At 64.8% G+C, this 14885-nt stretch carries 14 protein-coding genes; 1 reads left to right on the plus strand and 13 read right to left on the minus strand.

Going from position 1 to position 14885, the window contains the following annotated elements:
* Positions 1 to 35: 35 nt before the first annotated feature.
* The 10 genes from GY937_22160 to GY937_22205 all read right to left on the minus strand — a co-directional run bounded on the left by GY937_22160 (position 36) and on the right by GY937_22205 (position 11279).
* The gene (locus tag GY937_22160; GenBank protein MCP5059418.1) at positions 36 to 3470 is read right to left on the minus strand and encodes a PEP-CTERM sorting domain-containing protein; all 3435 of its coding nucleotides are present in this window, start codon (positions 3468 to 3470) and stop codon (positions 36 to 38) included.
* A 171-nt stretch (positions 3471 to 3641) separates the two neighbouring features.
* Positions 3642 to 4913 (minus strand): ergothioneine biosynthesis protein EgtB, encoded by a 1272-nt coding sequence (locus tag GY937_22165; protein ID MCP5059419.1) that lies wholly within the window; start codon positions 4911 to 4913, stop codon positions 3642 to 3644.
* Positions 4914 to 4924: 11 nt separating this feature from the next.
* A complete protein-coding gene (gene tmk / locus GY937_22170) occupies positions 4925 to 5542 on the minus strand; it encodes a dTMP kinase (GenBank protein MCP5059420.1) in 618 nt (205 codons plus the stop codon).
* A 358-nt stretch (positions 5543 to 5900) separates the two neighbouring features.
* Positions 5901 to 6221 carry an ATP synthase F0 subunit C gene (gene atpE / locus GY937_22175; GenBank protein ID MCP5059421.1) on the minus strand — a complete coding sequence of 107 codons (321 nt, stop codon included), beginning with the start codon at positions 6219 to 6221 and terminating at the stop codon, positions 5901 to 5903.
* A gap of 24 nt (positions 6222 to 6245) precedes the next feature.
* A complete protein-coding gene (atpB, locus tag GY937_22180; protein ID MCP5059422.1) occupies positions 6246 to 6965 on the minus strand; it encodes a F0F1 ATP synthase subunit A in 720 nt (239 codons plus the stop codon).
* A complete protein-coding gene (locus tag GY937_22185; protein MCP5059423.1) occupies positions 6962 to 7450 on the minus strand; it encodes an ATP synthase subunit I in 489 nt (162 codons plus the stop codon). The genes atpB and GY937_22185 overlap by 4 nt, the downstream gene beginning before the upstream one ends.
* On the minus strand, positions 7431 to 7808 hold the full coding sequence (locus tag GY937_22190; GenBank protein ID MCP5059424.1) for a hypothetical protein: 378 nt from the start codon (positions 7806 to 7808) through the stop codon (positions 7431 to 7433). Before GY937_22190 ends, GY937_22185 begins: the two co-directional genes overlap by 20 nt.
* An 82-nt stretch (positions 7809 to 7890) precedes the next feature.
* Positions 7891 to 9201: a glutamate-1-semialdehyde 2,1-aminomutase gene (hemL, locus tag GY937_22195; GenBank protein MCP5059425.1), complete on the minus strand. Its 1311-nt coding sequence runs from the start codon at positions 9199 to 9201 to the stop codon at positions 7891 to 7893.
* Positions 9202 to 9350: 149 nt separating this feature from the next.
* Entirely contained in the window at positions 9351 to 10610 is a 1260-nt protein-coding gene (locus GY937_22200; protein ID MCP5059426.1) for a hypothetical protein, read from the minus strand.
* Between the two features lie 369 nt (positions 10611 to 10979).
* Positions 10980 to 11279, minus strand: coding sequence for a GGDEF domain-containing protein (locus GY937_22205; protein ID MCP5059427.1), 300 nt, complete (start codon positions 11277 to 11279; stop codon positions 10980 to 10982).
* 210 nt (positions 11280 to 11489) lie between these two features.
* Here GY937_22205 and GY937_22210 point away from each other — a divergent pair, with 210 nt between their 5' ends.
* Positions 11490 to 12536: a hypothetical protein gene (locus GY937_22210; GenBank protein MCP5059428.1), complete on the plus strand. Its 1047-nt coding sequence runs from the start codon at positions 11490 to 11492 to the stop codon at positions 12534 to 12536.
* Between the two features lie 62 nt (positions 12537 to 12598).
* Here GY937_22210 and GY937_22215 read toward each other — a convergent pair whose 3' ends face one another.
* Genes GY937_22215 through GY937_22225 form a run of 3 tightly spaced genes read right to left on the minus strand, consistent with a single transcriptional unit; the run spans position 12599 to position 14574 of the window.
* Entirely contained in the window at positions 12599 to 13570 is a 972-nt protein-coding gene (locus GY937_22215; protein ID MCP5059429.1) for a hypothetical protein, read from the minus strand.
* 32 nt (positions 13571 to 13602) lie between these two features.
* Positions 13603 to 14334 (minus strand): hypothetical protein, encoded by a 732-nt coding sequence (locus GY937_22220; protein MCP5059430.1) that lies wholly within the window; start codon positions 14332 to 14334, stop codon positions 13603 to 13605.
* Between the two features lie 57 nt (positions 14335 to 14391).
* Complete coding sequence (locus GY937_22225) at positions 14392 to 14574, minus strand: hypothetical protein (protein MCP5059431.1); 183 nt, start codon at positions 14572 to 14574, stop codon at positions 14392 to 14394.
* Between the last annotated feature and the right edge of the window lie 311 nt (positions 14575 to 14885).

Below are 14885 nucleotides of genomic sequence, written 5' to 3' on the forward strand. Positions count from 1 at the left end.
GCCGCCAAACAAGTCAATTGTAAACCCCGTCCCCGCTAGTTGACTTTTCGCCGTCTGAGGGCTGCGGCAGATACGGCCAGTAGCAGAATGGTTGCGGGTTCGGGAACAGACGCGCCACTGAAGATCGTCGAGGCTGCCAGCGCTTCGCCTCCGCTTCCGAAGAGGCCGTCGGTGCCGGTGTTGAAGAAGCCTGCCATCAGGTCGATCCCATCCGGCACCACGTTGGCCGTCACGCTGAACGACAAGAGCGCAACGACGAAGCTGGCATTCACGACACCCACACCCGTCGCCCCCGCTGCGAAACTCAAGAGCTCGCCGGCTGTGCCGCTTCCGCTCTCGGTCGTGGAGAGCGGGCCCGAGCCGCCGAGATCAATGTTGAAGGCCGTGTCGAGCAGCTCGATTGCGCCCACCAGATCGAGTTCGTTGGCACCGTCGGCATCGAAGCGCACCGAGAGGCCGTAGCTGCTCACACCGGTCGCATCCGCCGTGACCCGAAGTAGGGCCTCCAGGGTATCGCCCGCAACGGCGTTCACGTTCGCCGTCGGCGCAATGGCTCCGCCGTTGTGTGTGGTGAACAACAACTCGACCATCGGTGTGGCTTCCGCAGCCTGAGGAGCCGTCAGCATCACGACCACGAAGAGGACGGTCGTCGCGAGCCCAAACGCGTGGCCCCTGCGACGGCGGCGCCATAAAGCCAGCAGCGGGATCACGATTCCAAGCTCGGCGCCCACTCCGCAGGCGCTGGTACTACCGCCGCCTCCCACCGGGAGCGGGGGCAGCGGGTTCACCGGAGCCGGCGTGAACGATACGATGTCCGCGGTGAGTTGACCGACCACGGCATCGCCCGGGTTGACACCAAAGGCCGTGAGATGGAGCTGGGCACGCGTGAGGAAGCCGAGAAGGCTGAACGCCGTGGGATCCGCGAACGGGGCCTCCCCCACGAGGCCATTGCCGAGGCCATCGATGATCGGCACCGTGGCGGGAAGCATTTGCGGAACCAACGTCTCATCGACCGAGGCCAACACGATCGTCGAGTTGGGAACGTCCCCGATGACGGACAGCAGCCCGAACTCCGATCCACCGCCCGCGTTGACAAGCCTGTCGAAGGCCTGCAGGGGGTTCGGGAAGAACGTCGGAGGCACTCGCGTGACACCTCCGATCGTCACCTGTGCAGTGGTGCATGTCACACACGCAAGCGGGTTGGCGCCGGTATCGGTGACGAGCGTATCCACGTCCATGATGACCGAGTCCGTGGGGTCCAGGGGTGCAACGCAGAAGCGAGATCCGAGCGGACTTGCCGTCGGCAGCGCGAGCAGTTCCGCTTCGACGTGGTCGAAGCGATTGATCACCCACTGACGGACCTCATCGATGGCCAGCGTCCGAGCCGGGTCGAACCACGGGTCGCCTGGATCGTTGACCTGCGACTCCATGCGATCCACTTCGGCGATCATCGCCGCACTCCCACCCTGGGGAAAGAGTTGTGCCCGAAGGGCCTGAAGCTCCACCAGGTACTGCGTCCGGAATGCGGGGATCTGGAACAGGCGGCTGGAGAGCTGAGAGTCGAGGAAGATCGAGGGGGAAATCGGTGCCGGATTCACGAAGCCACCGAACTCCCCGAAGGTCGCGTCAGCACCCCAAGGGAAGAACCGCAACTTGGTGGCTGGATCGTTGTAGACGTAGAAGTTGTTGTTGTTGGGGCCGTTGTATCCGTCCCAATGGCCGATCAATCCCTCCATCGCCCAGAACGTCATGAACGCGTCCACGTCCATGTGATTGCCGAGCTCGAGGGCGATCTCCGCATCGCTCTTCTCGAGCAGATGGGCGAGCCGGAGGAGGTCGACGCGATCGCCTCCGTTCTTGATCTCGAAACGTCCGAAGAAGCTCGAGCGCAGATCGGCGACGGCCCCCTCGTAGAGATTCCCCTGAGCTGTCCCGAAGTTCCGGATCAGGAACGGGTTCTTGATGCTCTCGACGTTGGCGAAGATGCCCATCGGCACGCCGTTGACGGTCACCTTGGCGTAGTTGCAACGCGGCGCGGGCACACCGGCCTGCCGCATCGCGTAGTAGGACAAGCAGGTATTCATGCTCGTCGCGTCCTGGCGCATGTTGTTCAGCGTCAGACGATCCAGGCCCTTGTACTTCTGCCCCGGAACGAACTCGGTGAAGTCGACCTTGAGTGACGGGCGGGAGGAACTCAGCGAGCCCTGGAACCCCTTCTTGCGCACGCCGACGTTCGTGAGGACCTGGCCATCGACGGTCACCGTTGCGGGGTAGTAGGTGAAGGGGCTGGTCGGTGCCACTTCCTGGCAAGTGAGAGATTCCTCCAGGAGGCGGGTCTGGACCCGCAGTGCGTCCCAGTCAGCCTGCGTGATCTGGATGTCCACATTCAGGACGATCGTCGGGTCGAAGATCGCGTCGGTGGGATCGGTGACGTCACACAACGGGTCAGCGACGGCACCGGGGCCCGGCGGTTGACCAAAGAGCGCGTTCAATGCGTTTACGTCGAGGATGTCGATCGCCTGATCGTCGTTCAGGTCGAAGAGATCGTCGTAGCCCGGGTCGCCCAGCCCAAGACCCAGGTTGGCGCGGAGCGCGTTGAAATCACTGGTGCCAACGACGCCGTCGTTGTCGAAGTCCGGATCGCAGGCGTTGCCTGCTCCGTCGCCATCGGAGTTCTCCTGGGCCGGGTTGAAGACGTCCCTGCAGATGTCCCGGCAGTCGGCGATACCGTCGAAATCGGCATCGAGGATCGGCGTCCCACCTCGCAGAAGCGAGAAATCCTGCACAAGGGTTCCCGCGCTGAACAGGTTCGGCGCGCCGAACGTGCTCGAAGTACCGTCGTTGTATCCGAGGTCGGCCTCGGTCACGAGAGCGCTCGGATCCGTCTCGAGCTTGAACACCTCGGTGCTGCCGATGCCGCCACCGATGATGACCTCGCCGGTCGGTCCGAACATCACCCGCCCACGATCGTCCAGGATCGTCAGCTCGAAATCCTTGTTCGAAACATCGATGTCGACCTGTGGCACCACGAACGTCGGGAGCGTGCTCGCGTTGCCGTTCACGCGTACTGCGAGCCGATGATCCGTCGCATCCGTGTCTTCAGGGATGTCGTCGGCTTCGAAGACGACGATGATCGTTCCGGCCGCAAGGTTGGCCCAGAGCGGATCGGCCGTGAACGTGACGAGCTGAGCCGGATTGCCATCGTCGATCAGCTGAAGGCTCCAGCCCCGGATGTCCAGACCATCGGCGACGACCACCAGCTCCAGCCAATCGTTCTGCTCGCCCACGGGCAGCCCCAGCGAGCCGTTCCCATCCACCGGCGTGCCCGGCGGTGTCCCCAGAAACGGATCCGAGGCGCCGTTCTTGAGCAGCTTGTCCTCACTGACCGCGTTGTATTCGTTGAGGATCAGCGGTGCCGCCAGAGCCGGACCCGAAACGAGCAGAACCAGCACGACCAGGAAAACACGCATCGGGACCCTCCACTGCTACTAGGGGGTATGTGGTGTGAGCCCCATCGAAATGTCACAACCCCCGGGGGTCGACACCGAATACGTCAACAGCGAGGACGGGGTTTACAATTGACTTCTTTGGCGGCTCTGCCGCCAAAGAAGTCAATTGTAAACCCCGTCCTCGCTGTTGAGTTACTCGTCGCGAGCGAGGCGGATTCCGCTGAATTGCCAGCGGGCGTCCGGGTAGAAGAAATTGCGGTAGGTCGGCCGGAGGTGGGCGTTCGAGGTTGCGCAGGAGCCGCCGCGGAGTACGAGCTGGTTGACCATGAACTTGCCGTTGTACTCGCCGATCGCACCAGGCGCAGCCCGATAGCCGGGATAGGGTGAGTAGGCGCTGGCCGTCCACTCCCACGTATCCCCGAAGAGCTGGCGTGGGCCATCCGCAGGTTCACCCGTCGGTGCCGGGGTGGGATGGAATCGGGCGTTCTCGACAAAATTTCCCTTCATCGGCTGGGATGCCGCAACGACCTCCCACTCCTGCTCGGTGGGCAAGCGTGCGCCGGCCCAGCGGGCGTAGGCATCGGCTTCGTAGGCGCTCACGTGTGTGACCGGCTCGCTCAGGCAAAGCCCCCGAGGCCCGCCGAGCGTCTGGATACACCGGGCACCGTCTTCATCGAACCAGTAGAGGGGCGCGCACCATCCGCGCTCGTTCACCGTCGCCCAGCCGTCGGATAACCAATGCTCTGGCCGACGATAGCCGCCGTCCTCGATGAACTCGAGGAACTCCCCGTTCGTCACCAGGCGCGAAGCAAGCCGGGCCTCCCGCAACAGGACTTCGTGTTGGGGCGCTTCGTTGTCGAACGCAAAACCCGGGCCCGCGTAGCCCACCTGATGGATCCCACCGGGCACGGCATGCCAACCCAACGTTTCGACCGATCCCTCGTGAGGAGTTTCGAGATCTTCGCGGTAGGCGGGATGACTGGGATTGCGCGCGAGCAGATGTTTCACATCGGTGAGAATCAGCTCCTGGTGTTGCTGCTCGTGGTGAAGACCTACTTCGACCACGCCCTGCTCCGATGTACTGAGCGCACCCGCCTCGAGCAGGCGCAACATGGCCGCGTCCACGTGCTCCCGGTAGGCCATCACCTCTGCGAGCCCGGGTCGAGTGACCAGGCCGCGCTCCGGGCGAAAGAACTGATCCCCGACCGCGTTGTAGTAGGAGTTGAAGAGCACGCGAAATTCCGGATGGAAGGGTCTGAAGCCGTCTTCGCTTTGCTCCAGGATGAAGGTCTCGAAGAACCAGCTGGTGTGGGCGAGATGCCACTTCACCGGGCTCGCCTCGGTCATCGATTGCGCGGTGCAATCCTCCGGCGAAAGTGGAGCGACGAGCGCTCGGGTGGCTTCTCGGATCGCCAGGTAACGACGGGCCAGATCGGCCTCGGCAGCTTGCGAATGCTCCGGCATGGCTTGGAAGTCTACACGACCCGGCCGAGATGCTCAGAAACGATCTGTTGCAGGGAAGCGGCCACGGTTTCCTCCGATCCGCTCGCGTCCACGCGCATGAAGAACGGAAATGCGAAGGAGCGGTAGATTTCAGCCACCGCCTGGAGGCGCTCCTGGTCTTCGAACACCGGTTCGGCTGGGTCGCCGCGGGAGGCCACGCGTTCCAGCCCGGCTTTCGGCGCAAGATCGAGGTACAACACGAGATCCGGCGTCGGAAATTCCGTCTCGCTCTCTCTCAAGATGCGCTCAGGATCCAAGCCCCGCGCGCCTTGGTAGGCGGCCGAAGAAAAGTAGTAGCGATCACATACCACGATGTGGCCGGCCGCCAGCGCGGGCTCGATCACATCGCGCACGTGCAGGCGACGCTGCTCCTGGAACCAGGCCAGTTCCTGCTCGGCGCTCACGCGCTTGCCACTGCGCGCCATCTCGCGAATCCGCCGCCCGGCCTCGCAATCGTGTGGTTCCCGGGTGGCCACCACTGTGTGTCCCGCTTCTTCCAGCCACGCAACCAGCCTCGCCACCTGGGTCGATTTGCCGCTGCCATCGACGCCTTCGAAGACGATGAACACACCCCGCGCACCTGAGTTCACGGCATGTCTCCCCGGCTAGGTTCACGGCGATCGCCAGGCGCGGGTTGCCCGGTTCTGCAACTCCGCGTTGGTGTTCGTGATTCGATGCAATCGTGCACCGGCAGAGAGTGGCACGTGGATTGCGATTACGAAATGGCATGACGCTTCACGGCGTCCGCCCGCAAGCATCCCTCGACGGGACCGGGGATCACGCGGGCAGAAGCCTCCGGGCGGGAGCTTGGTTGCGGCTCGGGGAATCAACACGGGGTGAGCCCCGCGTCGCTGCTCCCACCCGGAGGCTTCACTTCCGCCCCTGAAATGACGAACGGCCCGGCAGCGCGAAGCCACCGGGCCGCCGTTCAGGCAGTGATTGCCGAAACTATTGGATCTTGCCCTGGAGCAGGAAGCCAATCACGAGGCCGTAGATCGCGATCGACTCGATCAGGACCATGCCCAGGATGAAGTTGGTGAACATCGCTCCGGCCGCACCCGGGTTGCGAGCGATACCCGCAGTGGTGTTGCCGGCGGTCAGGCCCTGGCCGATGCCGCAGCCGAGACCCGCGAAGCCGATCGCGATCCCAGCACCGAGGGCGTAGCCCCAGCTGGCGTCGCCGCCGCCGCTGCCGTCCTGCGCGAAGGCCGCCATGGGCACGAGGTAGACGACGAGCGTCCAGAGAAGAAGGTTGCCGAACTTACGCATTGGGAAGGATCTCCTTGGTGAGAGCTAGTGCGCCTCTTCGAGGGCCAAGCCGATGTAGATCATCGAAAGCATCGCGAACACATAGGCCTGGAGGAACGCGACGAGCACGCCCAGACCCATGAAAATGGCCGGTACGACGACCGGAACGAGACCGAGCCAGACCGCGACCACCGTGTGGTCAGCGAACATGTTCGCCAGCAGTCGGACTGCAAGCGTGAAGACCCGAGAGAGATGCGAGAGCAGCTCGATGGGCGCATAGAGCGGTGCCATCAGTCTGAGGTGGTAGGTCTTCTCGCCTAGCTTGAGGTCATACAGGCTGGGTCCGAGGAAGTGGTTCACATAGGACCAGCCGTGCTCTTTGATTCCAACGTACTGGTGGATCACGAACGAGATGATCGCCCACGCCCAGGTGGTGCCCGCGCTGCTGGTAGCGCCGTCGAGGGTCGGAATCAGCCCGAGCAGGTTCGAGAACAGGATGAACAGGAAGAGCGTCCCGATGAAGGGGAAGTACTTCCGCCAGTTCGGGCCCATGTTCTCCTGCGCGAGGCCAGAGAGCATCTCGACCAGCAACTCGATGACGTTGCGAAGGGTGAATCCCTCATCGGGAATGACCCCGCCGTTGGCCGAGGCGAGCTTGGAGCGAATCATCACGCCGGTCAGTAGCAGCAAGCCGCCGGCGAACAGCGAAGACCAGATCACCCACGGAATGTGGGTCGCATGCTCGAGGCCATGGAAGACGTTCACGAAATCTCGTCCTCTTCTTCATCCGGCGGCGCGTTCTCATGGGCCAGCCAGGGGTTCCAGATATCCCATGCGGGATCGTCGTCGGGCAGAGCGGGAGCGGTCGGATCGATCGCCGGGCGGGAGCGCCAGGCCGCGACCACGACCGCGGGCATGATCAGGGAGAGCCCCACGAGCAGGCCGACCGGGTGCATGCCCTCGCGAAGGGCAAAGAACAACACGGCGGCCAGCAGCAGGAAGCGCAAACCGAAGGCTCCCACAGCAGGCCCTGCGCCAGAAACGCCCTCGGTTCCCATGCCGAAGATCCGATGACAGGAGCTGTAGAGGGAACGGAAGTTCATCACCTCGAGGCCCGCACCCAGCGCCAACGCAAACGCGAAACGCGGAGACACCCACGCATAGGACGCCGCCGTGGCCCCCGCGGAAAACGCGAGGTTCCAGCCGAGCACGGAGCCTTGCTGCATGGTGTCAATCGGTTGAGTCGTCATCGTCTCTGTCGCCCAGGATCATCCAACCCGGGTGGTCGTCATCGTTGTTCGGTTCCAGCCAGGCGGCTGGGTCTTCATCTTGTTGCGGTGCGGCGAGCGCTTCAGCCTCGACCATCTTTCGGAGCCGGAGCAGGTTCCGAACGAATGCGGCGAATCCCAATCCCAGACCGATCATCACCAGCCAGGGATCCGTCCCGAGCCAACGATCCACCGCCCAGCCGATGCCCCCACCAATGGGGATGGCAAGAACGGCCTCGCTGGCGCGGGCCATCGCGCGGCTGCCCCCACCGGGGAGGCTTCCGTCGGACCCGTCGTCCCGACCGTCCTGGCCATGCTGGCCGAACTGATCCTGCTTCACGATCTGTACCTGCCTCCGGGGACTGGCCGAGCCAACCCCGGTAGGGAAGCGGCGCGGATCCTAGCCGATGGCCCGGAGGGCCTCAACGCACCCGAGCGGCCTTTTCGAACGCGATTTCAGCCGCTTGGAGGGTCTCGCAAAGCTCCGAGGGACGATGGGCCAGGGAGACGAAAGCCGCCTCGAACGGAGAGGGCGCCAGATAGACCCCCTGCTCCAGCAGGCTCTTGAAAAAGACCTGGAAGCGGGCCTCGTGAGCCTTCTTGGCGTCCTCGAAGTTCCGCACCGGGCCGGGGTGGAAGAAGAACCCGAACATCCCGCCGACCGCGGTGGTGGTGAACTCGATATCTGCCGCCTTGGCGCGCTGGGCCAGGCCCTCGGTCAGGAAGGCGGTCTTCTCGGCCAGGGCGTCGTAGACTCCGGGCTCGGCCAGGCGTCGAAGGGTCTCCCGCCCGGCGGCCACCGCCAGTGGATTTCCCGAGAGTGTCCCCGCCTGGTAGACCGGCCCGGCTGGAGCGATCTCCCGCATCAGGTCCCTGCGCCCGCCGTAGGCCGCAGCCGGCAAGCCCCCGCCGATCACCTTGCCGAACGTCGTGAGATCCGGCTTCACCTTGTAGAGGCACTGGGCCCCGCCCCAGGCGACCCGGAAACCGGTCATCACCTCGTCGAAGATGAGTAGTGCACCGTGCCGATCGCAAAGATCCCGCAGGCCCTGCAGGAAGCCCGGCAGGGGTGGCACGCAGCCCATGTTGCCCGCCACCGGCTCGACCAACACGCAGGCCAGATCCGCACCGTGATGCTTGAAGGCCGCCGCCACCGACGAGAGATCGTTGAAGGCCGCTTGAATGGTGAGCTTCACGAACTCTTCCGGTACACCGGGGGAGCCGGGAATACCGAGGGTGGCGACGCCGGAGCCGGCGCCTACCAGCAGCGCATCCGAATGGCCGTGATAGCAGCCGGTGAATTTCAGGATCTTCTTGCGGCCGGTCGCAGCCCGGGCCAGACGAATCGCGCTCATCGTGGCTTCCGTGCCCGACGACACGAAGCGCACCTGCTGCACGCTGGGAACGGCCTTGCAGACCTGTTCTGCGATTTCGATTTCGCCCTCGGTCGGCGCACCGAAACTCGTGCCTGCCGAGGCGGCTTGCTTGACCGCCCGTACGACACGCGCGTCCGAGTGGCCGAGGATCAGCGGCCCCCAGGAACCCACGTAATCGATGTAACGATTGCCATCCACATCGGTGACATGGGCTCCCTTGCCGGAAGCGATGAAAGGCGGCGTACCGCCAACCGCTCCGTACGCTCGCACCGGGCTGTTCACGCCGCCAGGGATGAAACGCTTGGCGCGGCGGAAGAGCTCTTTCGAGCGAGAGAGGTCCAGGCCTTTGGGGGGCATGGGCGGGTATTTAGCCCGCGTCGTGCGAGGGGCAAGGCCGGATGTCCCCGTGGGGAGTTCCCGCTGCGGGTCGTTCGATCGACACGGTAGACGCCGTGCAACGCCCGAAGGTTTCCTCGGGCGCTTGCCGGGGGAGCCGATGCCCCAGCTCAGAACCCCGAGCGGCCCTCCGCGACAGGCTCGAAGCAGATCTGCGCAGGGTAGACTTCGTGGCCCTCCGGCTGGATACGCGGATGCGGCGTTCCGCCGACCTCCCCAGAGCTGCTCCAGCCCCTCATCTCGTGAACCGACTGCCTGGCGTCGCAGTTGCCCGGGAAGCCCGGCCAGAAGTGAGGAACCTGGAAGCGGTGGACGCGCTTGCCCGTATTGCCACGGCGGCAATCCCGGTCTCGACTGCAGTCCATGTCCCGCGCCTTCATCACGAACTCGATCGTCTCGCCCTCGTAGGCATAGGCTTCAGCCGTCGCCGCGTGCGGGACTCCCACGAGATCGCCATCCCGCACCTTGAGATGGCTTGGGCTGTGTGCGAGCCGGTCTCCCGATCGTCCAGACTGCATGATGCCGAGATTCGGGTGGTCATGGGTCGTTTCGCTTGCGTTGTGAAGCTGGGTCTTGATCCACTCGATCTCGCAGACGTCGCCGGCACCCCGGCCGCAGCGCATCCAGAAGACGAGATTCGAGAGCTTGACGCGCACCCTTCGCTCCCCACGCGCGGCCGGCGTTTGGCGATCATCGCGGAGCACCTCCACCAGACGCGCGGACACCCGATCGTTCGCCGGGTTCGGATCCGCATAGCCTTCGCCACGCCGCATCGAGGGGCTCACGGATGCATGCACCGAGAGTTCTTCGCGCGGGCGGGTATAACGCTCGGAGCATCGCGGGTTGCGGGTGCGAACGACGACTTGGCGCGTCTCACCCACTCGGAGGCCTGAGACCGGAACGACGGGATTGCCACTAGGCCAGTCGCAGGCGTCGCCCGCGTCGACGCGCACGGAGACGATCGCCTTGCGGGCGAGCGCAGTGGGACCGTTGTTCTTCACCTCGACGACGACCTCGACCCGAGGCAGGACGGCCTCGACGATGCGGATGCCGATATCGGCTTTCGGCCGGCTATCGACCTGGTTCGGATCGAGCTGCCCCATTCCCGGCCGCATTGGCGAAGGCCTCACGGCGCCCGGCGTGGTGACCTCCTCGGGCACCTTGCCTTTGCGCGGGTCGTGCCGCTTCGGCTTCGGAACCCGCTTCTGCGGCGCGTCGGGATCCTGCGCCGGCACGGGGCTCGTCACCTTGCCCTGCCCACCGAGCGGATCTCCCTCGAGCAGGTCTTCGCGGACCTGCGCCGCGCCCGAGGCCGCGACCAGGCAGGTAAGGGCGAGCACCAGGACCCATTGCATCGCTCGAATCGACATCGGTTTCCTCCCGGAGACAGACCATCTCACATCTGAGTCGTCGGGGGTGGCCCGGTGGTTCAATCCGGAATGGCGGAAGCCGAAGCCACCGCCGGGCGCAGAAAGGGAGGTTGCGGTCTTCCTCCTCCGGAATGCTGCCAGCCAATGGCGGTGCCGAACCCATCCGGCGACGATGCGGCACAGAAAGGTCGATTCGAACCCCCGACCCCCAGGTTCGAAGCCTGGTGCTCAACCACAGCCGGCGACCGAGACACGAGCGGATGCGGGCGTGATTCCCAATGGGCGCTCCGCTAGCGATGAGTCCTCATTCTCCCCAGAGGGACTTGTCAAATCACCCCCGTATCGGACACGAATCACCCGTTGGAACTCCTATTCTCGACAGATCGCTTCCAGGTTCTCGATGCGGCACACCGCCAGGGCCAGGGCGTGCTCGCGACCCTGGCTGCGCGAGATCTCCCCGTGAATGCGCTTGGAGATGTAGCTCGCGTTGGGGAGCCCCGTCTCCTCGTCGAAGTTCCGGTGTCGGCGGGCCCGGGCCTGGAAGAGGGGGTTCATGACCGCGCACCCCACGTAGGAGACGAAGTGCGAGAAGCTCTGGAAGTCGTCGGTGCCGAAGTGGTCGGCGTAGAAGTGATCCGGGAGGGAGAGGAACTCCAACAGGGGATCCATGTGCGATAAGGGGTGTGCCTTGACAAGAAGAAGAACACACACCCGGGGGGGCGGGGACGAATCGCCTACAGGGCAACCCCTGTGGGAACGTGCGTTCGTCGATTCGCCTCGGATCGAGCCGGAATCCGATAGAATGGCCTCCAGCGGGCCGAGTTGTCTACCGGCTTCACGCGAGACAGGGTCTCGCCCATCGACCAGGATCCGAGTTGGATGCGCAGGATCAAGCCGAGCGAAACGCTGCACGGAACCCGGGATGGACAGCTCACGATCGATCATCGACTGGCCGAGCGCTACGGACTGACGGAGCGCGAGTCCACCTGTGCCACGCTCCTCGGGCGCGGGCTCTCGGCGCAGGAGATCGCAGAGCGACTCGAGATCGCGATGTCCACAGCCGAGAAGCACCTGCTGGGACTCCGGCGCAAGCTCGGCGTCGCCACGACCCGCGAGGCGGCAGTCGCAGTCCTCCGCGCCAAGGATGAGGCCACCGCTCGCATTCCGGATTCCTTTGGTGTCGTCCTGCCTGTCGGGGACCCACGCGATGAGGCGCGGGCCCCGGGCCTGGTGCAGGATCTGCGCACGGCCGAGGCCCTCGAGGCGATGCTCGATCGACTCAGAGAGGATCTTCGCGACGACGGAATCGAAGCGCTTTTCTATTACTTCGTCCCGATGGCGGCAGCCAGCTTTCGCAAGAGGGACGTGATCCGGGCCCACTCCGCACCGTCCCGCCTTCTGCATGCCTTCCGGGAGGACGGTGGGATCACCCAGCTGCGCATCGCGGCGCGCATCTTCGACGAGCCGGACGTGCCGCTGGTCGTCGATCTCGACGACCAGCGCCTGATCTCGCCGGGGGTGGCCGCGGCGTGCCGTCGAGCCTCGCTTCGACGGGGGATCACGGTCGGCTCCCCGTTCGGCGTGGGCTACGTCGTGCTCTCCACCTTCTGCAAAGCCAGCGCCGACGGCCCGGAGGCCGGGGAGGAAGCGCGAATCGCGCTGATTCGCAATCGACTCCTCCTCTTGCAGGGCCTCGCCTTCTCTCTTGGGGTGTTGGCCCGAACCGCGGGGTTGACCACGCGGGAACGCGACGCTCTCGCATCCATGGCCGTTGGGCGCAGCACGGTGGCGTCGGCCGATGCGATGGGGATGAGCGAACGGGCGCTCCGGCAGACCCTTCGCTGCGCCCGGGAGAAGCTCGCTGCGGACACCACGACCGAGGCGGTCGCCAAGGCGATCACGTTGAATGCCCTCGTCTTTCTCTGAGGTGCGAGCTCCAGGGGCAAGAAGCGGTCTTCAGGCGTCGGCCATCACGCCCTGCTTCCTTCCTACTCTCTTCCCCTGCGCACGCGTCTTCCGGAGAGGCACGCGGCCAAACCCGCCATCGCGATGAGCCAACTCGCGCGTGCTTCAGGCACGGCGCGCGGGTCATACCAGACGTTGTCGAAGATGTTCGCGTCCGCCACGTCGACGCTCCAGCCTGGCGGGAGGTCGAAGGCCGGCCGACCGCTGGCGAAGGTCAGCGAGTTCGCCGCATCCACGATGGCGAGCGCATCGAAGTCCGCATGGCCGTTGGCGCCTGCGCCGGCGGAAAGGGACATCCCGATCGTCAGCCTGCGGGTCGGATCGATCATCGCGACCCCTGTCTGTAGGGTGGCCCCCAACGAATCCGTGTCTGTGTCCACGGGCTGGCTGAGGTTGGCTGATGCCGCCGCGCTGGCGGAGGCGGTGTCCGTCATGGTGACGGTGGAGAAGTTGGAAGTGAACCCGGTGAAGCCGATCTGCGCCGTCAGGGTGGCACCGCTTGCACGTCCACCGAACCTCGAAAGCGACGCAGCGTAGGCCGAGGTGGTCCCCGACACGTCGGCGCCGAAGCTGAAGGGGATCTTGCCGCCGGTATAGCCGCTGGGGGCAATCAGGACGATTTCATAGGAGCTCGAGGCCGTGGCACCCACTCGCCCCTGCACACTGGAGCCCGTGTCCTTCTGGTAGGTCGCCGTCACGGTTGCGACGCCGCCCCCCGCCGTAGCGGAGACCGACACCGAGCAATTGCTGCCGGAGGAGGAGAAGCCGCCTCCGACAGGGCCGTTGTCGATCTCTTGGATGTTGAAGCCTGGCGCCATTCCGCACGGCGCGTTGGCAACACCCAATCCGTTGGTTCCCGTAACCTGGTTGATCGTGGCGGCCGATGCCGGAGCACCCGCCAGCACCAGGGCTGTGAACGCGAGTCGAAGCGCTGTGCAGAGCCCTCGGAGGGTTCGACATCGGAGAGTGGACTTGAGAAAGCAGTTTGCGTGCATGGTTCCCCCGCAACAGCCTTCCCAAGGCACGATCACCCTACGCTGGAGGGTGCTCCGGTTCCATGGCGGGAATTGCCCGTTGCCTTCCGGATTGCGCACGCTGACTGACATCGACAAGGTAGAGCTGCCGGAACCTGCGGGGATTGGCGGGTTCCCGCCAGCTTCCGCCGCCTGTACACCTCGGCGGGCGTCGCCTTCGATCGCAGGCCGAGCCACTTCCACATTGGAGCCTTCAGGGCGTACTCCACCCGTTCTCCGTCGAGAAACGAGAAGATCTCCGGGTGAAAGAAGGCCGCGTCCATGCGTAGCTCCACTGGAAGGCGATGCCCGAACCGGCCTCGGAGATCCTCGAACACGCCGCCGAGAAAGCCGGCAGCATTGTGACTGTCGTGCACGTTCCCCGGCCGATTCCAGACGCGAAGGATCTGGCCGTGCTGGGTAAGATGCGCCGTGGGCGGGTAGTAGGAGAGATCCTTGAGATGGTGCGGGTTGAAGCCCCGTTCTGCTCCGTCGACCTTCGTGCCAGTTCGCAGCACCGTTCCATCGCGGTCGATCGTCAACCGGGAAAGGCCGCAACGCTCGACCTGGTCGTACACGAGCTCCCGGATCAGCTCCGACAACTTCTCGAGCATCTGGGGGGTGAAGGCCTTCAGCCAGGCCACCACCGTGCGGTCGGAAGGCGTGAGATGGAGTCCCGCGAAGCGCAGCAACACTGGATCGGTCCCGACGAACACGAGATGCGTGACGCGCAGGCCTCCGATCACCCCAATGGGCGCTCCGCTAGTAATGAGTCCTCATTCTCCCCAGAAGGACTTGTCAAATCACCCCCTTGTCGGACACGAATCACCCGTTGGAACTCCCATTCTCTCCAGTGTGCCGCCCTTGCGATAGTCCGGAGAGGAAGCCTGCGTGAACCACTCCGCGATGCCGGCCGTGCTAGCCACGCGCCGGTACACGCTCTCCGGCGTTGCACGAATCCGAACGAGATGGGCGATCTGTGCCATCCGGGCGCTTCCTCCTGCCGCCCAACGGATCCGGCGATCAGCTGCCGCCAGGCCAGGAATGTTGGGACAAGCATACGCGCCCGCCGCCAAGCACCTCAAGACGCATGCCAGGGCGTAGCCCTGGAACATGCGACGCCCCTCGACCACGGCACCTGGCGGTCAGCTGCATTGCCTTGATCCTCATCCAGGCCCCCTCCTGAACCCACTCGGCCATCGAGTAGGTTGGATGCACATAACACAGAGCATCCGCTCAGAAGGAGACCCGATGAGATTCTACACGAACAGCCATATGCACTCCTGCGGGATCGATC

It is taken from the genome of bacterium (genome assembly GCA_024228115.1).
Taxonomy (GTDB): Bacteria; Myxococcota_A; UBA9160; order UBA9160; family UBA6930.

What these genes read in the sequence shown, in the direction of transcription:
- GY937_22185 (MCP5059423.1), bottom strand. Translation starts at nt 7,450, where the DNA reads ATGACGACTCAACCGATTGACACCATGCAGCAAGGCTCCGTGCTCGGC.
- hemL (MCP5059425.1), bottom strand. Translation starts at nt 9,201, where the DNA reads ATGCCCCCCAAAGGCCTGGACCTCTCTCGCTCGAAAGAGCTCTTCCGC.
- GY937_22210 (MCP5059428.1), top strand. Translation starts at nt 11,490, where the DNA reads ATGCGCAGGATCAAGCCGAGCGAAACGCTGCACGGAACCCGGGATGGA.
- GY937_22165 (MCP5059419.1), bottom strand. Translation starts at nt 4,913, where the DNA reads ATGCCGGAGCATTCGCAAGCTGCCGAGGCCGATCTGGCCCGTCGTTAC.
- atpE (MCP5059421.1), bottom strand. Translation starts at nt 6,221, where the DNA reads ATGCGTAAGTTCGGCAACCTTCTTCTCTGGACGCTCGTCGTCTACCTC.
- GY937_22160 (MCP5059418.1), bottom strand. Translation starts at nt 3,470, where the DNA reads ATGCGTGTTTTCCTGGTCGTGCTGGTTCTGCTCGTTTCGGGTCCGGCT.
- GY937_22215 (MCP5059429.1), bottom strand. Translation starts at nt 13,570, where the DNA reads ATGCACGCAAACTGCTTTCTCAAGTCCACTCTCCGATGTCGAACCCTC.
- GY937_22200 (MCP5059426.1), bottom strand. Translation starts at nt 10,610, where the DNA reads ATGTCGATTCGAGCGATGCAATGGGTCCTGGTGCTCGCCCTTACCTGC.
- GY937_22225 (MCP5059431.1), bottom strand. Translation starts at nt 14,574, where the DNA reads ATGGCACAGATCGCCCATCTCGTTCGGATTCGTGCAACGCCGGAGAGC.
- GY937_22205 (MCP5059427.1), bottom strand. Translation starts at nt 11,279, where the DNA reads ATGGATCCCCTGTTGGAGTTCCTCTCCCTCCCGGATCACTTCTACGCC.